Raw genomic sequence first — 17,915 nt, forward strand, 5'->3', positions numbered from 1 at the left:
GTCGCAGACATTGTCATCAAATGCCATCTCGGCCGGGAAGGGAGGGGAGAGGGGGTGCGGGCCGGCCGTGGAGGCTAGTCTGGGCCCATGATCACTCGAGCCAACGAACGCACTGCCTTGGTCACCGGAGCCACGGCCGGGCTCGGTGCGGAATTCGCGCGCCAGCTCGCTGAAGCAGGACACCACCTTGTCCTGGTGGCCCGCGATGAGGAGCGGCTCAAGGCCAAAGCCGGGGAATTAGAACGCGACTTTAGTATCTCGGCGGAGGTCCTGCCCGCGGACCTGACCACCGACGTCGGGGTTTCAGCAGTGGCCGACCGGCTCCGCGACCCGGGGAGTCCCGTTGACGTGCTGGTCAACAATGCCGGAATCGGGCTCCTGAAGTCCTTCGAGGACAACGAGCTGGAGGAGGAACGCCGCCACTTGAGGCTCCACGTCCAGACCCCCATGGAACTGTGTCATGCCGCGCTGGAGGTCATGCTCGCCCGCGGCAAGGGAAGGATCATTAACGTCGCCAGCGTTGCGGCCTTCGCCAACCGCGGAACGTACTCGGCGGCCAAAGCCTGGCAGGTGACGTTCAGCAGGTGGGCCAACACTGTCTACGGGAAGTCCGGCGTCCAGGTCACCGCCGTGTGCCCCGGCTTCACGCACACTGAGTTCCACGACCGCATGGGCATGGACAAGTCCGTGGCGCCGCGCTTCCTGTGGCTGACCGCTGAGCGGGTGGTGCGGGAAGGACTGGAAGACAATGCCAAGGGCAAGGCAGTGTCCATCCCGACCCGGCGCTACAAGGTGGTCAGCTTCTTTGCGCGCATCCTGCCGGCAAAGCTCAGCGCCGGGCCGCCCCGGCGGCCCCTGGGGGATGCCAGCTGATCGTGGGCTGCGATATGCCCGTGGTGGTCCAATGCCAGTGATGGCTCGCCTGCATCCGGGACCGTCAGGATGGGAATGGGACCGGTTTCAGCCGTGACTACCGGTGGTTGCTGGCCAGCGCGCATCCTAAGGAGCGCAATGGCCGAGATGGCGAACCAGGCCACGTTGGTAGCCACGGAAGGCCAGGCCCCATGCAGCGTGCCGTTGATGATGAAGGCGCAGGAGCCAAAAAGGTTGACCGTCTGGAAGGTCTTGCCGGCTTTCAACCACCCCATGGACACAGCCATGTAGGCGCTAAGCATCGCAGCGGCGCCGGCCCAGCCGGTGATTTCCCACAGCAGTTCCACAGGGTGTCCTTTCACAAGTCCGGCGCTCCCCATGGCAAGGCAGGGGTAAGGCGCAAGTGTGGTTTTGTCCGGCTCCAGAACGGAGCTTTCAGTAAATTATTGAGCCGTTTTCGCTTTAGATCAATTGCATTCGCCTGAAGGTGCCATTTAGTGTTGCTTAACATGGAAATGGACCCCCGGCGGTTGCTAGTTCTCCTTGCCGTGGCCCGCACAGGCGGCATCCTGGCGGCGGCTGATGAGCTGGGAATCACGCCCTCCGCAGTGTCGCAGCAGCTCAGCAAACTTGAGAACGAGACCGGCCATGACCTTGTTCTCAGGACCCCCAAGGGCTCGGTGCTCACACCTGCCGGCCTTGCGATGGCTGAAGCGGGGGAGGAGATCGAGCGGGCGCTCAACATGGCACGCTCCCGGATGGAGGGCGGCGCCAAGGTTGCAGGCGTTGTGCGGGTAGGTGGCTTCACGAGTTTCATGCGCACCGTGGTGATTCCGCGCCTGCCCGAATGGCGCAGCCATTACCCCCAGTTGCAGGTCAGGATTGTGGAGGAAGACTTCCCGGCCCTCATGCGCCTGCTGCGCCAGCGGCAACTGGATGCGGTGGTCGTGGAACTGGACTCCACCACCGTGGAGCAACAGCCCCGCGGCGCCGGAATGATCGAGGAACCGCTCCTGGATGAACCTTGGAAACTGGTGGTCCCCTCCGGCGCTGTGCTGTCCACGGACAATATCGACCTCAGCCGGCTCCAGCTTCCCTGGCTGGGCGTGCAGCCCTCGGCGGCCAACGCCTCGGTGCTTGGCAGGCTTCACCACTCGACCGGCGCTCCAATAGAGATCGTCCACCAGTACCAGGACACGTTGACGGCCCTGGCGTTGGTGGCAGCCGGCGAGGGCGCCGCGATTATCCCAACGTTGGCCCTGACCGGTGTTGTGCAGGATGGAGTGGACGTCCTGGACGTGCCTGGATTGGGCACCCGTCGGATCGTGCTGCGGCGCTTCGACCGGCGGAGGCCAACCAGTACTCCCGTGGACACCGTGGCGCGGCTGCTGCGTGAGTCGGCAGCAGGGTTCGACACCCGCTCGCAGTAAGCTCAGGCCACCGGCAGTCTGCCGGGAGCCCGGACCACCACCGCCACGGCGATACCGATCACGGCCCCCACGAACGTCTCAACGGCACGCTCCAACACCAGCACCCCCGGGTCCATTGGGGCCGCCAGTTGGGCGATCAGAAGCACCACCGGAGTGAAGAACACCATGGCCCAGCCGTAGTGCCGGGCCATGAACAGTTCGGTGGGGAACTGGCACAGAACCACCACCACGGCCAGTACCAGTGCCTGGTGGTCCGGAAAGTACTGCAGCGGTGACATCGGTCCAGGGAAAAGGACGACGGCGACCACCACCAAGCCGAGGAACGTCCCCACGATCCTGTGGATGCCCCGGTTGACGCGGCTTGGGAGGTCCGCTCCTGCCAAGGGCACGGCCCCTGCGGCCATGGCCCAATGCGGGTGCCCGCTGCCGCTCAAAACCCCTGCGGTGCCGGCGGCGCTGACGGCAAGCACGTAGCGGGTTGCGTGGACCATGGCAGACTGGCGCAATTGGCCGCGGAATACCGGCACGTCGCGGGCGGCACGGGCAGCCCACGTCCTGTGCCGGACCCAGCCGGCAAAACCGACCAGGATCGAGAAGGCGGCAGACGCTGCACCGATGAGTACCGCCGTCGTGAGCGGAACACTGGTGGGGACCGACGCGCAGGCTCCCAGTGCCAGAATCCCGAAGAACGGTCCGATGGGCTTGAGGCGCACGGCATCGGCGTACAACGAGCCTGCCCCGGCGAAAAGGGTAGCCGCCAGGACCAGCCACCAGGAATGGATGTGGTTGACGGAGAGGAACGTGCCGACCGCAAGGCCGCCCACCAGGACGAGTGCTGCCTGCGCCTGGTGCTTGAGCCTGAGCTGGTGGGTTTCGTTGCGCCCGTACATCCCGGTCAACGCCCCGAATACCGCGTACATCATGAGGTCGGGGCGGCCGATGAGGATGAGGACCACAGCCGGGACAGCGACGCTGAGCGCGACACGGACGGCAGACAGGCGGTCGTTGTCCGCCGGCCCGATCCTGTGGAGTTCGCGGGCGAGCGTCATGAAAGCGGGCACGGGAACACCACCAATCGCTAAGGGTTTGCTGTCGAAATTATCAGGGCCGTTGGCGACCCCGCCATAAGCCCGGTCACACCCCGTAGTAACGGCCGGCCCTGAGCGGCGCGGCTGCCGTTCCGTCATGAATCCAAGTCCGGGACCACTCCCAAGCGTCAGGATTTGGGCGGAAGTGGACGGCGTGGGGATTGCTTTTGATGATGGCGTTGCTGACGCTTTGATCGATGCTGCCGAATCGGCGGACCGTTCTCTGCGTTCAGAGCGTGGGTTTTTGGACAGCGCCCTGGATCAGGCGATGGAACACTTCTCGGGCGGCTACGCGCGCTTGTTCGCTGCGGCGTGCGTAGCAAGGTCGGACGACCGCGGCCGGTTGGGTGGCGTCTTCGCGGCCCTCGCCGATGATGTCCGGAGTGCCAAGCTGAAGGCCCGGGAAGAGATGGACCGGCAGGAAGAACTCGCGGCGTGGCAGCGTCGTGAGGAGGCCAGGGAACAGCAGCGACGCGCTGACCCTTTCGGTGTCCTGTTGGAGTTCGACGGCTTGCTGTTTGACGTGAAACCTTCGGACATAGCCATCGCGGCGCCGACGATTTCCGCCCCGTTTTCTGTTCGGGATCGGCCTCGGTTTGCCGGAGGCTCAGGAGGAGGGACTACCTCTGCTGAGCCCGGAAGGCTGCGTGCTTTTGCGGGCCAGTCCCGTGCCGCCAACAACATCCTTAACGCAGAGTTTGGCAAGGTACGTGCTGCGTGGAATGCCTTCATCGATTCGTGTTCCTGGGTGTCGATAGACCAGGCCACAGGGGTGTCCGGTTTCGAGAGGCTGATAGCAGAAAACGCCAGTGATGCGGATTGGGTGGAGAAGATAGCCGCCGCTTTCGAAGCAGCCGGGAGCGGTTACTTGGCCGACACAGCGCTTAACGGGCTGTTTCTGCACTACGCGGAGCCTGGCCAGATCCGTTTAAGTGATATCGCCACCCTGAGCTCGGCAGAGTTGAGAGCCTGGCTCGCAGTTCCTGCCAAAAGAGACAGACTGGGCGGACTCCTCCGTGCGCAAGGATACGATCCTGCGTTGACTGCTGTGTGGTGGTCGGGGCTGGGTCAATCGGTAGATCCCGGCACCGGGAAAGTCATCGTGGGCGAGACCCAGCGGCTCCTTATCGAAGCCTTCCCGGGGATCATCGGGAATTTGCAGGGTGTTGCTTACACAGCACGTGATTTGGCCAACCGGCTGGTGTTGACGCGGCAACTGGAGGAGTTTGATGTTTTTGTACGTCAGTCAGCGATGGGAGCTCAGCCTGCTCCACCGGCATGGTTGAAGAGCCCGGGGCACCTTGAGCGGCTCAAGAGCATCCGGAATGCACTAACTTCGGGCCCAAGCGGGGCCGTGAAACAGCTGATCAGCCTGAACCTCGACCAGCCAGGGGCCGCGATCAGCGTGGGTGACCTAGACGCAGCCAAGGTCACCACCTACCAGGTCCCCGGGGTCGATACGACGGTGTCGAAAAGCATGTTCGATCTTACGATCGCCGCTGATGTCCAATATCGAGAGCAAAATGGTGGTGCGCTACTGAACTTAACCAGAGCTGGCACGCCACCGCGGCTGGCTGTGGTGGCGTGGGTGGCTTTCGAGCCACCTCCGGCCGCCGGAGTCTACGACGACGGCAACGCCCGGACAGGCGGGGACGTCCTGAGCAAGGACATCACGGCGCTAGCCGCTGTGCAGGACAGCCTCGGGAACCCCGCGAGCAACAACGTTTCAGCCCTTTCCTACGGTACTTTGACGGCCCAGGCAGCGGCCGTGGAAGGTTTGGCGGTGGACAGTATCAACCTAAACGCCGATGTCGGCGTTCTTCCCGGCATCAGCGGCGTGCAGGACTTTCACCTGAACCCGGGTGCCGAGGTGTATCAGACCAAGTTCACAGTGGACCAGGTTTCCGAGCTTGGTAACTTAGGCAGGCACCACATCCAGGTTGCCCATGTCCAGACGAACCAGAGCCCGTTGGGAGGTCCGTCGTTTACGGTCCCCGTCCCAGGCTTTGGAGCGACACAGCTCGGCGCCGATGGGACCGCAGCAACGGAAACCGAGATGGCAAGATTACCGACCGAGAACCACGGTTGGCTTGAGTCGGATGGGAAGCGTGGTTACGCCTCGCTTAATACCGAATCCAGTGTGAATCAGGCCTATGCCTCCCTTGGGCTCACAGCCAAGCTGACGAATTCCGGAAAGCCCGTGGTGCATCACGAATGACGAAAACCCCTTGTTGAAACTGATGTTTCCGGCGGTGGCTCTTTTGGCCGCCTGTCTGCTCCTAGCTGGCTGTGCATCGACTCCTCCTCCCCGGGAGGGGTTGTCGGGGGCTTCAACCCTGCATGCCACCCAACCCCGGGCGGCTGCCCAATGATGGAAAGGGAGCAACCATGACCCCGGATGAGGCCCGTGAGGAGTTCTTCGGTCTGCTTGATGAGATCCAGGCCATGGCACCCGGTGCATGGGTCAACGAGGATGTCCCGGCCGGAGGGATCTGCAATTTCCAGGGAACCGGGAACGGTAAAGGATTTGCCGGTACCCGGACTATGGACCCACTTAGCCTCGCCGAACGGGAGGAGCTGCGACGAAAAGTAACGGAACTTTACAAGTCGCGCGGGTACGTCGTGCAAAACCTCGATCAATCAACCACCACAAACAGTCTGTTTATCACTACGGGGTTCGGTCCTGACGGCCTGACTATCGGTCTCTACACAGCCGATACCCGGACCATGGTCGCCGGAGAAAGCCGCTGCGTTCCGGATCCACAGAGCAACAAATGACCCCCAAGCATGTGGGTTTCCAGGCCGCTGCGAAAGAACGAAACCCTTTGTTGAAACTGACTTTTCCGGCGGTGGCTCTTTTGGCCGCCTGTCTGCTGCTAGCTGGCTGTGCATCGACTCCTCCTCCCCGGGAGGGGTTGTCGGGGGCTTCAACCCTGCATGCCACCCAACCCCGGGCGGCTGCCCAATGATGGAAAGGGAGCAACCATGACCCCGGATGAGGCCCGTGAGGAGTTCTTCGGTCTGCTTGATGAGATCCAGGCCATGGCACCCGGTGCATGGGTCAACGAGGATGTCTCGACCGGTGGGTACTGCAATTTTCAGGGAACCGGAAACGGCAGGAAATTTGCCGGTACCCGGGCCATGGCCCCTCTCAGTCTGGTCGACAGGGAAGTGCTGCGGCAGAAAGTCCGGGCGTTCTATGAGTCCCGGGGTTACATCGTCCAGGTGTTCGACCAATCTACTGCCGAGAACAATCTCGTCATGACCACCGCCCATGGACCCGACGGCTTAACCATCGCAGTGTCTACCGGTGATCTGCGGACCGCGGTGTATGGCTTCAGCCGCTGTGTTCCCGATCCCGAGGGCTGGAAATAACCGCTGCGTAAGGGCGTTCCCTGACCGACCACTATTAAGAGCCCTCCGATCACAAAAGGTCTGGAAAAATTAAGGTATGCCCGTAGTTTTCGTCTGCCGCACCCGTTCTGCCCTTGCCCCGGAACAGCTCTTCGACCTGTCCCGCGACATCGATTTCCACGTCGGCTCCATGAAAAGGAGCCGGGAACGCGCCATCGCCGGCGTCACTTCCGGGCTCATCTCCGAGGGGGAGGAAGTCACCTGGCAGGCGTGGCATCTCGGAGCCAGGTTCCGCATGACCAGCAGGATCGTACGGATGGAGGCGCCGGCGTCGTTCTCCGACGAACAGGTGCGCGGACCGTTCAAGTACCTCAGGCATACGCATGAGTTCAGGCCGGAACGGAGCGGAACCCTCATGGTGGACACCGTGGAATTCGCTGCGCCCTTCGGCATCCTGGGACGGCTGGTGGAGAAGCTGGTGCTGGCAAGGTACATGGAGAACCTGATCAAGGAACGCAACCGGTTCCTGGTGGGCCAGCCAGCCGCCGTGGAGGGCGAACCATGATCCGGCTCGCGCGGGTGGAAGACCTTCCGCTGTTGCAGGATATCGAGCGGGCGGCCGGGGAAGCATTCCGCGGGCTGGGCATGGATTCGGTCGCGGATGACGACCCCGCTTCCTTGGACGAACTGCAGGTGTATGCAGCAGCGTCACGCGCCTGGGTGTACGCCGACGGCCTGGATTTCCCGGTTGCTTACGTGCTGGTGGACGTGGTGGATGGCAACGCCCACGTGGAGCAGGTCACCGTCCACCCTGACTCGGCCCGCCAGGGACTGGGCCGCGAGCTGCTGCATGCAGCCCGCATCTGGGGCCGGGGCCATGGCATGCAGCGCCAGACCCTCAGCACCTTTCGCGACGTTCCGTGGAACGCCCCCTATTACCGCCGCCTGGGTTTTGAGGAGCTCGACGCCGGAACCTGGGGTCCGCAGCTAACCCGCCTCATGGAACACGAGGCGGAGCTAGGCCTGACCCGCTGGCCCCGCGTGGCCATGTGGCGGCCTACCGCGCCCCCGGGCCACTAGTCTGCAACAAGCTCCACTTCGTAACTGTCGGTGTTCACCAAGTAGGCGGCGTAATGACTGGGCCCACCTGCGTGTGGGTACTTCGATTCGAACATCTCATACCATCCGGCGTCTGCACCAAGTTCGCGGATCCGGTCCACGTTGGCCGGTGTTCCTGCGTGGAACGCGAGATGGTTGAGCCCCGGATCCGTCCTCCTGTGGGCCGTTGCCGTGATGGCGTCGGAAGATTCCACGACCACGTACATCCCGCCGAGCCGCCAACTGCAGCCTGTGGGCCACTCCTGGAACGGCTCGTATCCGAGTTCCGCCAGGAGCCAGCCCCATTCCTCCCTGGCACGCTCAAGATGCGGTACCCAGATCTCGATGTGGTGGATGGACCCCACCTGAACCTCGCCCATGGGGGGAGTCTACGAGGTCCGCGCCCGTTCCACATCTGCGGCACTTGCAGCGTCCCCCGCCGACCGGAGCCCGGCGATCACTCCGTCTACGTCCGCTGATGTGCGGTTCTGGCTTAGTTTCGTCTTCGCCTCCACCCGCCGGATGACCAGTTCGATGCCGACGATCGCCCTCAGCTGTCCGGCGATGAAGCGCTCGGGTGCTTCATCCACCGACCACGGGCACGGCATCGCGGACTCGTGCTGATCGGACAATTGGCGGACGTGCCGGGCCAGCCATTCGACGTCGTCATGGACAACAAGCTCCCCGTAGACGTGGGCCGTGGAGTAGTTCCAGGTGGGAACCACCCTGCCGTGTTCGGCCTTGGAGGCGTACCAGGACGGGGAAATGTAGGCGTCCGCGCCTTGGACGATCATCAGGGCCTCCCCGATCGCAGGAGACGACCACTGGTTGTTGTTCCGGGCCATGTGGGACTGCAATGCTCCGTGCTCCCCGACGCCCGGGTTGTAGACAAAGGGCAGGAGTGTGGCCAGCGGCCCGTCGGATGACGAAGTCACCAGGTGGGCAGCGCCGGTTTGGCGCAGCAAGGCATCGACTGCTTCAGGCGACGCAGCGAAGTGGGCTGGTGTGTACATGGGTTCTTCCTTTCAGTTGGGTGCGCAGCTAAGAGCCCGACGGCGGCGCGAGCCTCACGCGGACGGCGGCACCTGCGCAGAAAATGACGAGGAGCCCGCCAAACACGGTCGCCCAGGTCAGTGGCTCTCCCAGGAGCAACCATGCCCAGGCAATGGTCATGACGGGCTGAACCAACTGGATCTGGCTGACCTGCGCCATGGGTCCGATGGCCAGGCCGTGGTACCAGGCGAAGAAGCCGAGGAACATGCTCACTGCGCCGAGGTAGGCGAAGGACCACCATTGTCCAGGGGCGGCCTGGGGCATTCCGGATTCCAGCGAAACCAGCGTGAGCACGATCATGACGGGTGACGCTACGACCAGGGCCCAGGAGATGGTCTGCCAGGCACCCAGCTCCCGTGCCAGGAGGCCGCCTTCCGCGTACCCGACGGCAGCAGCCACCACGGCGCCCAGCAGCAGCAGGTCCGCCCAGTGAAGTGAGCCAAGGCCGCCGGACTGGATGAACGCGAAAGCCAGGGCCGCCAGGACACCAACAACGGTCAGGACCCAGAACAGGGCCCGGGGACGTTCCCGGCTGCGGAGGACCGCTACTGTGGCCGTGGCCGCCGGAAGCAGGGCGATCACCACGGCTCCATGGCTGGCGGAGGTGCTGGTGAGGGCGAACGTGGTCAACAGCGGGAACCCGGCTACAATGCCGGCGGCGACCACGGCAAGCCGGAACCACTGAAGCCCGCGGGGGAAGCGTTGGCGCGTCACGGCCAAGGCAACGGCGGCCAAGGATGCTGCCACCACTGCGCGGCCGGCGCCGATGAAGAGCGGGGCCAGCCCTTCCACGGCCACCCTGGTCAGCGGAACGGTGAGGGAGAAGGCAAGGACGCCCAGGAGGCCCCACAGGATTCCGGTGGATGTCCGGCTCGGTATCAGTGGCCGCAAAAAGGTAGTAGCGCTACTATTGTGACTCATGAACAACGATAGCAGTTCACGGATTGCTGCGGAACTGAAGGCGTGGATCGCTTCCGCCGCCCCGGGTGCGAAACTGCCTTCGACCCGCCAGTTGGTGACTGAACACCAGGCAAGTCCGGTCACCGTGCAAAAGGCCTTGCGAACCTTGACAGCACAGGGCCTGGTGGAGAGCCGGCCGGGTGTGGGGACCTTCGTCCGGGCCTACCGGATGGCCCGCCCCGCCGACTACGGATGGCAGACTGCGGCATTGCGGCCAGCCCAGGCCGCCCGTCCCTTGAACGCCGCCGCCATGCGCAGCACATCCAACGATGTCATCGCCTTCCATTCCGGCTACCCGGACCGCGAGCTCCTCCCTGAGCGACTGGTCCGTTCGGCGCTGGGCAGGGTCGCCCGGAGCGAGGCTGCGCTGTCGCGTCCGCCGGCGCAGGGGCTCCCGGAACTGCAATCGTGGTTCGCGCAGGAACTCAGTACCTCAACACCAACGGGAGTAACACCGCCCCAGCCGGGCGACGTCGTCGTACTTCCGGGAAGCCAGAGCGGACTCAGCTCGATATTCCGCGGACTGGTGGGGCACGGGCAACCCCTGCTGGTGGAGTCGCCCACCTACTGGGGTGCGCTGCTGGCCGCAGGGCAAGCCGGTGTCCGGGTGATTCCGGTGGCCAGCGGTCCCGAGGGACCGGACCCCGACGAACTCGCGCGGGCGTTCGAGGAGTCCGGTGCCCGGGTGTTCTACGCCCAACCGAACTTTGCCAACCCTACTGGCGCACAGTGGTCCGCCCAACGGGCAGAGGAGGTGCTGCAGATCGTGCAGCGGTACGGCGCCTTCCTTGTGGAGGACGACTGGGCACACGACTTTGGCATCACCGCACCGTCAGCGCCGGTGGCTGCCAAGGACGACTCCGGCCACGTGGTCTACATCCGTTCGCTGACCAAGAGCGTCTCGCCTGCCATCCGGGTGGCGGCCCTGATCGCCCGCGGACCCGCCCGGGAAAGGATCATGGGCGCGCAGGCGGCCGAGTCGATGTACGTCAGCGGACTGCTGCAGGCGGCAGCCCTCGACGTCGTCACCCAGCCCGGGTGGAAGGCCCACCTGCGGGGTCTGAGCCACCAACTGCAGTCGCGGCGCGACCTCCTGGCCACCAGCCTCCGCGACCACGTGCCTCAGGCGCATCTCAGCCACCTGCCCAAGGGCGGCTTGAACCTGTGGTTGCGTCTGCCGGACGGGTTCGACGCCGAACAGCTCACCAGGGACTGCGAGGCCGCCGGTGTACTGATCGCGGCGGGAACGGAATGGTTCCCGGCCGAACCCGAAGGGCCTTGCATCCGCCTCAACTATGCCGGCCCCAACCCTGCAGCTTTTCCGGAAGGGGCTCGGATTGTGGGTGAGGCAGTGCGCGCGCAGTTGGGCCGCGTGCCTTAAGGTCAATGACCTAGGCGGGCCCCCCGGCCACCAGCAGCACGGAGTTGACGATCGTGACGATCGCGAACAGCACGGCGAGTCGGCCCACAGGCGCCCCCAGGGTTTTGCGGGCCAAAACTACGTAGATCGCTGCACCCACAGCCCCGAAGAGGATCCTCAGCCAGGCCTGGCCCAGCACGCCCAGTGCGTCCGGAGCAGTAAACGCGTCCGCGGCAAGAAACAGGCCGAGGACTGTCAGCATGAAGGGGATCTGCCCCAAAAGCACCCAGAACCAACTGCTGCGCAGCGTGGGAGCCTGCCCCCGGACGATGCCTTTGTAGATCAGCCGCAGGACCAGCGCTTGGAGGAATGATGCCAGGGCGCTCCATACAATGACACCGACCCGGAGGAAGGTGACCAGCACCTCCTGGCTGGAGAACTGGTTGTACTCGGCGTTCTCGGCCACCAGCCGGTCGATGCCGGTTCCCACCGCCACCTGGGCAGCTGCGGTGTAGGCCAGCAGGAGGGCTATAATCCAAGCCGGGTTGACCTTCTTCACCGCCGCGGGCGCCGGCTGGTTGGAGGTTGCGGGATACGGGGGGGTCATTGCTTACCTTTCCAGAAGAGCATGCTCGGCCCACTCGGCAAGGGCCGCGAGGATGTAGAAGATGAACGGAGCGGCCAGGACGCCGCGGAGCGTGGCGCCGGCGTGGCGCCAGCTGTGGACTTTACGGGCCGCGCCCAGCAGAACCGGCCACAGGACGCGGGCGCCTTGGATGGTCAGTGCCCACGCAATGACCTCCAAGGGCACGTGGACGACGGTCAGCGCCAGGGTCTTCTCCACCCCGGCGGCTGCCATGCTGCCCACCATCCCCATGCCCAGCCAGAATCCGTTCAGGACCATCATCAACGTGGCACCGTAGTGCGTCAGGAAGAGTGCCAGCACGGCAAGGGCGGTGTTGTGCAGGAAAATGCCGTGCGCCGTGATGGCTGACGCGTCAGTCCCGGTGTCCCAGGTGAACAGTGACGCAAAGCCTGCACCGCAGGCGACGGCCACGAGGATTTTGGCAAGGTCCTTGCCCAGGTGGGGGAACCTGTTCCGGATTCCGGTGGTGAAAGCCCGGAACCCGGTGGCTCGGCTCCTGTCGGGAAGGACTGTCACTTGCGTGCTCCTGTGGTTTCCAGCTCCACTCCGTGGCCGGGCCCGATACTGAGGTCGTAGTCGGTCCAGTGATCGTCCTCGTGGGTGGCAACGATGACCAGCTGGTTCCGGCCTGCCTCCCGGATCGCCTGCCGTGCCGTGGCGGAGGCCTCGCGGTCCAAGCCGTTCAGGGGCTCGTCCAGCAGCAGCACGTCCACGTTCCTGAGGGACAGGGCTATCCTCAGGACCAGCCGCTGCCGCTGGCCCAGGGAGAGGTCGCTCACTTTGGCAGCCAGCAGTTGTTCGGTCAGGAGCCCGTCCCGGGGAATGTCTCCGGTGAGCGGCCTGACCATTTCCAGGACTTCGCCGGCACGGAGGTAGTCGAGCGTCAGGAAGTCCGTGTCCAGATAGACCGCCGAGTACTCCTTGCGCCAGGCTTTGATGTCCTGGCAGGAGGTGGCGAGAATGCCGCCCAACAACTTGAGCAGGGTCGTTTTGCCGGAACCGTTGGGGCCCCGCAGGGCTACAACGCCCGTTTCCGGGAGTTCGATCGCGGTGGCATCAAAAATCACATGGGCGCCAAAGGCATGGTCAACGCGGGCAAGGGACTTCATGCATCTTCCGTTTCTGTTGCCGAGAGTTCACGCAGCCAGGATGTGGCGTCGGCCAGGACCACGCCGGTCAGCAACCCGGCTACCAGGACCAATGCTCCGGAAGCCATGGCCAGCCAAGGGTTTTCCGTGGCCTGCGGATTGACCGCGCCGAGGATCCCGGAGAAGACCACTGCCACGCCCGCGCACACGGCGGCCCCCAGGCCTGCCTTGGATTTCTGCGCCAACTGCGAAATATGGGAGGCCGGCAATATGGCCGTACGCCGTTGGATAACCAAGGCGTCAATGCTCGTTTCAAGGATAACAAGTGCGGCCAGCAATAGGGCCTGAAGGGCGTAGCCGCTGACGACCAGGGTTATCGCCAGTGCCACACTGGCCGGTAATACCAGCAGCAGATAGGTCAGCAGGCTTCTGATAATAAGTGGTCTTATGTGATGGGGTGCCAGCCGATAAAGGAATAGCGAATATCCTGCTGTTTCAGGAGAAGATATCCGTGCAAATGAAGAACGGAAAAGGACGAGGCCCAGGAAGAATACCGCTAGTGAAATAAAGGGAGCAGTCCATGGCCACGGCGTTGACCCGGCAAGAGGCAGTGCTGCGCCGGCAAAAATAAACAGGCTTCCGGATTTCACGCTGAGGTCAATCAGCAGGCCCCTCGATTGCAGGGCGCGGACATGGGCTGACGCTTTGTACAGCAGGGGTGTGGCGAAGACCGTGACGGCGAGCCCCAGGGAAAGCGACAGCACCGTGGGTGCTATGCCGCCACCCAGGATGCCGGCTGTTGCGGCGAGCCATGGCGCCTGCGCCGCAACAGCCACGAGGCTCCCGGCTCCTGCGGAAACCGCCGCGATCGCGAGGGGCCGTATCAACCAGGGCTTCGCGGCGGAAAGGACCAGAGCCAAGGCTGCCAGCAGGCTGAGTGCCGCCAGGATGTTGCCCGCCCCGGCCCACCGCAGGTTCTGGACAATGAGCATCAGGGCGAGGCCCGCATCGAGCAGGACCACCCCTGCACGCATGCCGGTATCCAGTGCCTGCGACACGGTGTTCCAGTGGCGATGGCTCCGCCTGTAACGGCGCCGGGCTTGAAGCAGTGCTACCGCGAGCAGGACTCCCGCGACGCCCGCCAGTTCCGGGGTGGTGACAGGAATCCCCAGTGGTTCCAGGCCTGTTTCCGGGGGAGTCCATGCCAGTCCGGCGACAATCAGCAGCAGCGTCAGGAACTGCCCGGCCAGCAGGAAGCCGTTGGCTGTCCCGGCGCCAACACGAAAGCCGAGGCTTCCCGCGACGTCCTGGAAGCGGTGGGACCTCCGCCGGAAATCATTGGTGAAGGTTGCCCGGCACCCGGAGAGGACCACACTGAAGGCACGGTCATGCCGATGGGCGGCGATGGGTGAATTCAAAGTGGCCCTCTCTGGGTCAGGCGTCTATCAGCGGTTTACCAGGCGACGAACTGCTTCAGGGCCCACTTCTTGGCCAGCCCGAAGATCAGTCCGGCCAGCGCCGTGCCAATGCCGAACGATGCCACGATTGCTGCAGCTGCAGCGGCCCATGACAGGGCGTTCAAGGCAAAGTAGAGATTTGTTGCCAGGCCGGAAGAAATGCCCAGCGTTGCAACAGCCTGGAAAGCCACGGACAGGGTCGCGAAGAAGGCCAAGGTGACGCCTCCAATTTTCGCCACCTGGGCCGGAGTACGACCAAAAATGCGCTTACCGCCATCAACAGCAGTTGACATGAGAGTGCCCTTTCAATATTTATCCCATGGGATATGAATGTGATGAGTCTGGTTATCCAATGCGGGAAGAATTTCCCGAACCGGACAACCGTGAACGAGCGTTGCGGGTTTTCTGCGGTAAGTCAAGTCAAGCGAAGCGGCTTGTCATGCGGGATATCTGCGCTACGATACAGCTGTTTCATAAAACGAATTGATCGACTCAGGGGGAGAGTCCATGCTGAAACACGTCTGCCATTTAACGCCCGCAGCCACCAATCCAAGGAGAGCGCCTTGGGATCGGTGGCTGCAGTGGGCGGCTGCCTGCCGCGGGTGTTGAACGCTGCGCAGAAGTTGCAGTCAGATGGCTCCTAGACGGAAGCCAGATCCTTCTTGTCGTTGCCGAATGCCACGTTGTCCACGGGCTGGCCATCAAACGGCATCTCATCCAGGTTGATCAGGGGATTGGTGTCCTGCGTGGCTACCAGTTCCCGTGCTTCTGCCTGGGTGTCCACGCTGGGCATGGAGCCGGGCAAGGGACGCTGGGCGGATTCACGCAGGAAGTAGATCGCGATTGCACCAACAATGGACGTTGCCATCAGGTAGTACGCCGGCATCATGTCGCTGCCGGTTCCCTCGATCAGGCCCTGCACGATGAACGGGGTGGTGCCGCCGAAGATCGCCACGGAGAAGTTGTAGGCAATGCCCATTCCGCCGTAGCGGCTGGAGGTGGGGAACAGTGCCGGCAGTGCCGAAGCAAGGTTGGCCACGTAGAACGTCACCGGGAAGGCAACCAGGGCCAGGCCGGCCAGCGTGGACCAGATCTCGCCAAGGCCGATCAACAGGAACGCGGGAACCGCGAACAGGATGGTGCTGCCTGCGCCGATCCACAGCACGGGGCGGCGGCCGATGCGGTCTGACAGCTTGCCCGTCAGCGGGATGCAGATCGCCATGACCACCAGGACTGGGATCGTCAGCAGGGTGCCGTGAACGGGATCGTAGCCCTTGGAGTCGGTCAGGTAAGTGGGCATGTAGGAGGTCAGGGCGTAACCGACCGTGTTGGCGGCCGCGGCGAGGATCATGGCCAGCACGATCTGGCGCCAGTAGGCCTTGATGATGCCCACCGGACCCTTGGCAGCGTCCGCATCCTTTGATGCGGCGTCCTTGGCGAAGGCCTCCTGGGCGTCCAGGGTGGCCTGGAACTGGGGTGACTCCTCGATCTTGCTGCGGAAGTACACGGCGATCAGGCCCAGCGGACCTGCGATGAGGAACGGAATCCTCCAGCCCCATTCCTCCATGGCGGCCTGTCCGAGCGTGAGCTGCAGGACCGAAACCAGGGCGGCGCCGAGGGCGAATCCGATGTAGCTGCCCATGTCGAGGAAGCTGGCAAAGTAGCCTCGGCGCTTGTCCGGAGCGTACTCGCTGACGAAAGTAGTGGCACCGGCGTACTCTCCACCGGTGGAAAAGCCCTGGACGAGCTTGAGGATGACCAGGAGCGCGGCGGCCCAGATGCCGATCTGCGCGTAGCCAGGCAAGAGCCCGACGGCGAAAGTACTTGCCGCCATCAGCATCAGTGTCGCTGCGAGCACCTTCTGGCGGCCCATCTTGTCGCCGAGCCAACCGAACACTACGCCGCCGAGAGGGCGTGCGATGAAGGTGGCAGCAAACGTACCCAGGAGGAAGAGGGTTTGGACGGACTTGTCAGCTTCCGGAAGGAAGACAGGTCCCATGGTGGTGATGAGGTAACCGAAGACACCCACGTCATACCATTCCATGGTGTTGCCGACGATCGTGCCGCCGAGGGCTTTCTTCAGCATCGGCTGGTCCACCACATTGACGTCGGATTCCTTCAACCGGCGCCTGGGGCGGAGTTTGCCCTTCTTGGGGCTCTTGACTGCAGGCGTGGCGGCCGTTGCATGGCCTGCCGTTACCTGTGGTCCGGCGGCGTTCCTTGCGCCGTCCGGAGAGACGATCTTGCTTTGGTCTATGGGCATTTGGGCTTCTCCTAGGGAGGTCATTTGCTTGCGACTTCTGCTGCCCCGCTCTGGGCAGGTGTTCAATTTTACGGGGTTTGTGCCCAAAACCCGAGTTGAGATCCGATTTTTGGGCCGTTTCTGGACGCAAATTGCCCAGTTGTGTTGCATCTCATTGCCCGGTTTTGCCCTGTAAAGACGCGGATGTTGGCCCGTTTTTGCCCTCCGGAGCACGTTGTTACCAAATTGTTTGGCTTAGCCCACCGAAACGGCCGTTTAGTGCGCCAAAAACTGACGGGTCGCCCCAGGGTCAGGGGATGGAGGCGACCACCACCGTGGCACCGTCCTCGTCTTCGACGAAGACCTCAGCCGCGAGCCCTGCGGCGGCCATCACGCGGGCTGTCCCGGCGGCCTGCCTGGATGACGTTTCCAGAACCAGCGCGCCACCCGGTGCCAACCACTCAGCCGCCTCCCCGGCGACCCGCCGCTGGACCTCCAAACCGTCAGTGCCGCCGTCGAGCGCTGCCGCTGACTCATGCAGGCGCGCCTCCGGTGGCATCAGCGCGATCATGTCCGTGGGAACATACGGTGCGTTCACCACCAGCACTTCCACGCGGCCCCGAAGACGGGGCGGAAGAGCGTCATAGAGGTCGCCTTCAAAGACGTGTCCGCTCCGCGGCTGGACGTTAAGCCGTGCGCAGGCCACGGCGTTTGGATCGATGTCGGCCGCATACAGCTCGCAGCCGCCCACCAGGTCGCTGACGGCTGCGCCGATGGCGCCGGAACCACAGCACAAGTCCACGACGACGGCCTCGGGCTTGCCCAGCGCGGCAACGAGGTGCGCCGCCTTCCGGACAAGGTATTCAGTGCGCCGGCGCGGAACGAAAACACCTGGCCGGATGATCATCCTGCTGCCGCAAAAGTCCACCCAGCCCAGGATGTGTTCCAAGGGGAATCCTTGGCCCCGCTGTTCAACCAGATGCTCAAGGTGGTCCCGTCCGTTGGCAGCTTCCAGCAGCAGCCGCGCCTCATCTTCGGCAAAAACGCAGCCTGCCGTACGCAGCCTTTCGACGATAGCGGAGGACCCGGTCATGCTGGAATGCTAGCCGAGGGGTTCACAAACACCGCAGAGGGTAGTTAGGGTATGACGCATGGGAACACTGATTTTTGAGTAGACCGGCCTTTTCGCCCGTTTACATCCGACCAAGAATCCACGCCTGTAGAGGCCATGCCTCCATGCCGTTCCCGTTGTCGACGCCTTCCCGC

Annotated in this window: 20 protein-coding genes; 8 read left to right on the plus strand and 12 right to left on the minus strand. The window is 63.7% G+C overall.

Annotated elements, in window-relative coordinates; genetic code table 11:
• Positions 1–87: 87 nt before the first annotated feature.
• The gene (locus ACPFL9_RS01630; RefSeq protein ID WP_426005431.1) at positions 88–873 is read left to right on the plus strand and encodes an SDR family NAD(P)-dependent oxidoreductase; all 786 of its coding nucleotides are present in this window, start codon (positions 88–90) and stop codon (positions 871–873) included.
• On the opposite strand, the gene ACPFL9_RS01635 is transcribed toward ACPFL9_RS01630, so the two are convergent.
• Entirely contained in the window at positions 786–1,220 is a 435-nt protein-coding gene (locus ACPFL9_RS01635; RefSeq protein WP_426007467.1) for a CBU_0592 family membrane protein, read from the minus strand. The genes ACPFL9_RS01630 and ACPFL9_RS01635 overlap by 88 nt on opposite strands.
• Before the next feature lie 162 nt (positions 1,221–1,382).
• Between ACPFL9_RS01635 and ACPFL9_RS01640 the strand changes: the two genes are divergently transcribed.
• The gene (locus tag ACPFL9_RS01640) at positions 1,383–2,303 is read left to right on the plus strand and encodes a LysR family transcriptional regulator (RefSeq protein ID WP_426005432.1); all 921 of its coding nucleotides are present in this window, start codon (positions 1,383–1,385) and stop codon (positions 2,301–2,303) included.
• Between the two features lie 2 nt (positions 2,304–2,305).
• Here the strand turns inward: ACPFL9_RS01640 and ACPFL9_RS01645 are convergent, their stop codons facing one another.
• Complete coding sequence (locus ACPFL9_RS01645; RefSeq protein ID WP_426007468.1) at positions 2,306–3,352, minus strand: FUSC family protein; 1,047 nt, start codon at positions 3,350–3,352, stop codon at positions 2,306–2,308.
• A gap of 448 nt (positions 3,353–3,800) precedes the next feature.
• Between ACPFL9_RS01645 and ACPFL9_RS01650 the strand changes: the two genes are divergently transcribed.
• The 5 genes from ACPFL9_RS01650 to ACPFL9_RS01670 all read left to right on the plus strand — a co-directional run bounded on the left by ACPFL9_RS01650 (position 3,801) and on the right by ACPFL9_RS01670 (position 7,825).
• Complete coding sequence (locus tag ACPFL9_RS01650; RefSeq protein ID WP_426005433.1) at positions 3,801–5,609, plus strand: alpha/beta hydrolase; 1,809 nt, start codon at positions 3,801–3,803, stop codon at positions 5,607–5,609.
• A gap of 170 nt (positions 5,610–5,779) precedes the next feature.
• Entirely contained in the window at positions 5,780–6,169 is a 390-nt protein-coding gene (locus ACPFL9_RS01655) for a hypothetical protein (RefSeq protein ID WP_426005434.1), read from the plus strand.
• A 207-nt stretch (positions 6,170–6,376) separates the two neighbouring features.
• Positions 6,377–6,766, plus strand: coding sequence for a hypothetical protein (locus ACPFL9_RS01660; RefSeq protein WP_426005435.1), 390 nt, complete (start codon positions 6,377–6,379; stop codon positions 6,764–6,766).
• Positions 6,767–6,842: 76 nt separating this feature from the next.
• Positions 6,843–7,310 (plus strand): SRPBCC family protein, encoded by a 468-nt coding sequence (locus ACPFL9_RS01665; RefSeq protein WP_426005436.1) that lies wholly within the window; start codon positions 6,843–6,845, stop codon positions 7,308–7,310.
• On the plus strand, positions 7,307–7,825 hold the full coding sequence (locus ACPFL9_RS01670; RefSeq protein ID WP_426005438.1) for a GNAT family N-acetyltransferase: 519 nt from the start codon (positions 7,307–7,309) through the stop codon (positions 7,823–7,825). The genes ACPFL9_RS01665 and ACPFL9_RS01670 overlap by 4 nt, the downstream gene beginning before the upstream one ends.
• Here the strand turns inward: ACPFL9_RS01670 and ACPFL9_RS01675 are convergent.
• Genes ACPFL9_RS01675 through ACPFL9_RS01685 form a run of 3 tightly spaced genes read right to left on the minus strand, consistent with a single transcriptional unit; the run spans position 7,822 to position 9,817 of the window.
• Positions 7,822–8,223 carry a VOC family protein gene (locus tag ACPFL9_RS01675; protein WP_426005440.1) on the minus strand — a complete coding sequence of 134 codons (402 nt, stop codon included), beginning with the start codon at positions 8,221–8,223 and terminating at the stop codon, positions 7,822–7,824. The genes ACPFL9_RS01670 and ACPFL9_RS01675 overlap by 4 nt on opposite strands.
• 9 nt (positions 8,224–8,232) lie before the next feature.
• On the minus strand, positions 8,233–8,856 hold the full coding sequence (locus tag ACPFL9_RS01680) for an FMN-binding negative transcriptional regulator (protein WP_426005441.1): 624 nt from the start codon (positions 8,854–8,856) through the stop codon (positions 8,233–8,235).
• Between the two features lie 28 nt (positions 8,857–8,884).
• On the minus strand, positions 8,885–9,817 hold the full coding sequence (locus ACPFL9_RS01685; protein ID WP_426005442.1) for a DMT family transporter: 933 nt from the start codon (positions 9,815–9,817) through the stop codon (positions 8,885–8,887).
• Between ACPFL9_RS01685 and ACPFL9_RS01690 the strand changes: the two genes are divergently transcribed.
• Entirely contained in the window at positions 9,816–11,237 is a 1,422-nt protein-coding gene (locus ACPFL9_RS01690) for a PLP-dependent aminotransferase family protein (RefSeq protein ID WP_426005444.1), read from the plus strand. The genes ACPFL9_RS01685 and ACPFL9_RS01690 overlap by 2 nt on opposite strands.
• A gap of 10 nt (positions 11,238–11,247) precedes the next feature.
• Here ACPFL9_RS01690 and ACPFL9_RS01695 read toward each other — a convergent pair whose 3' ends face one another.
• From ACPFL9_RS01695 to ACPFL9_RS01725, 7 genes are all read right to left on the minus strand, one after another.
• Positions 11,248–11,823, minus strand: coding sequence for a hypothetical protein (locus ACPFL9_RS01695; protein ID WP_426005446.1), 576 nt, complete (start codon positions 11,821–11,823; stop codon positions 11,248–11,250).
• A gap of 3 nt (positions 11,824–11,826) precedes the next feature.
• On the minus strand, positions 11,827–12,378 hold the full coding sequence (locus ACPFL9_RS01700) for a hypothetical protein (protein ID WP_426005447.1): 552 nt from the start codon (positions 12,376–12,378) through the stop codon (positions 11,827–11,829).
• The gene (locus ACPFL9_RS01705) at positions 12,375–12,971 is read right to left on the minus strand and encodes an ABC transporter ATP-binding protein (RefSeq protein WP_426005449.1); all 597 of its coding nucleotides are present in this window, start codon (positions 12,969–12,971) and stop codon (positions 12,375–12,377) included. Before ACPFL9_RS01705 ends, ACPFL9_RS01700 begins: the two co-directional genes overlap by 4 nt.
• Positions 12,968–14,368, minus strand: coding sequence for a hypothetical protein (locus ACPFL9_RS01710; RefSeq protein ID WP_426005450.1), 1,401 nt, complete (start codon positions 14,366–14,368; stop codon positions 12,968–12,970). The genes ACPFL9_RS01705 and ACPFL9_RS01710 overlap by 4 nt, the downstream gene beginning before the upstream one ends.
• A gap of 35 nt (positions 14,369–14,403) precedes the next feature.
• Entirely contained in the window at positions 14,404–14,700 is a 297-nt protein-coding gene (locus ACPFL9_RS01715; RefSeq protein WP_426005452.1) for a hypothetical protein, read from the minus strand.
• A gap of 347 nt (positions 14,701–15,047) precedes the next feature.
• Positions 15,048–16,670 carry an MFS transporter gene (locus tag ACPFL9_RS01720; protein WP_426005454.1) on the minus strand — a complete coding sequence of 541 codons (1,623 nt, stop codon included), beginning with the start codon at positions 16,668–16,670 and terminating at the stop codon, positions 15,048–15,050.
• A gap of 289 nt (positions 16,671–16,959) precedes the next feature.
• Positions 16,960–17,742, minus strand: a complete 783-nt coding sequence (locus ACPFL9_RS01725) for a putative protein N(5)-glutamine methyltransferase (protein ID WP_426005456.1) — start codon at positions 17,740–17,742, stop codon at positions 16,960–16,962.
• Positions 17,743–17,915 lie beyond the last annotated feature (173 nt).

Source organism: Paenarthrobacter sp. NyZ202 (assembly GCF_049860755.1).
In the GTDB taxonomy this organism is placed as follows: domain Bacteria; phylum Actinomycetota; class Actinomycetes; order Actinomycetales; family Micrococcaceae; genus Arthrobacter.

Bases quoted from the DNA above. Each gene is read 5' to 3' on its own strand.
- ACPFL9_RS01725 (WP_426005456.1), bottom strand. From the start codon at position 17,742: ATGACCGGGTCCTCCGCTATCGTCGAAAGGCTGCGTACGGCAGGCTGC.
- ACPFL9_RS01705 (WP_426005449.1), bottom strand. From the start codon at position 12,971: ATGAAGTCCCTTGCCCGCGTTGACCATGCCTTTGGCGCCCATGTGATT.
- ACPFL9_RS01640 (WP_426005432.1), top strand. From the start codon at position 1,383: ATGGAAATGGACCCCCGGCGGTTGCTAGTTCTCCTTGCCGTGGCCCGC.
- ACPFL9_RS01680 (WP_426005441.1), bottom strand. From the start codon at position 8,856: ATGTACACACCAGCCCACTTCGCTGCGTCGCCTGAAGCAGTCGATGCC.
- ACPFL9_RS01670 (WP_426005438.1), top strand. From the start codon at position 7,307: ATGATCCGGCTCGCGCGGGTGGAAGACCTTCCGCTGTTGCAGGATATC.
- ACPFL9_RS01685 (WP_426005442.1), bottom strand. From the start codon at position 9,817: ATGAGTCACAATAGTAGCGCTACTACCTTTTTGCGGCCACTGATACCG.
- ACPFL9_RS01715 (WP_426005452.1), bottom strand. From the start codon at position 14,700: ATGTCAACTGCTGTTGATGGCGGTAAGCGCATTTTTGGTCGTACTCCG.
- ACPFL9_RS01675 (WP_426005440.1), bottom strand. From the start codon at position 8,223: ATGGGCGAGGTTCAGGTGGGGTCCATCCACCACATCGAGATCTGGGTA.
- ACPFL9_RS01660 (WP_426005435.1), top strand. From the start codon at position 6,377: ATGACCCCGGATGAGGCCCGTGAGGAGTTCTTCGGTCTGCTTGATGAG.
- ACPFL9_RS01720 (WP_426005454.1), bottom strand. From the start codon at position 16,670: ATGCCCATAGACCAAAGCAAGATCGTCTCTCCGGACGGCGCAAGGAAC.
- ACPFL9_RS01650 (WP_426005433.1), top strand. From the start codon at position 3,801: ATGGACCGGCAGGAAGAACTCGCGGCGTGGCAGCGTCGTGAGGAGGCC.
- ACPFL9_RS01690 (WP_426005444.1), top strand. From the start codon at position 9,816: ATGAACAACGATAGCAGTTCACGGATTGCTGCGGAACTGAAGGCGTGG.
- ACPFL9_RS01645 (WP_426007468.1), bottom strand. From the start codon at position 3,352: ATGACGCTCGCCCGCGAACTCCACAGGATCGGGCCGGCGGACAACGAC.
- ACPFL9_RS01630 (WP_426005431.1), top strand. From the start codon at position 88: ATGATCACTCGAGCCAACGAACGCACTGCCTTGGTCACCGGAGCCACG.
- ACPFL9_RS01655 (WP_426005434.1), top strand. From the start codon at position 5,780: ATGACCCCGGATGAGGCCCGTGAGGAGTTCTTCGGTCTGCTTGATGAG.
- ACPFL9_RS01695 (WP_426005446.1), bottom strand. From the start codon at position 11,823: ATGACCCCCCCGTATCCCGCAACCTCCAACCAGCCGGCGCCCGCGGCG.
- ACPFL9_RS01665 (WP_426005436.1), top strand. From the start codon at position 6,843: ATGCCCGTAGTTTTCGTCTGCCGCACCCGTTCTGCCCTTGCCCCGGAA.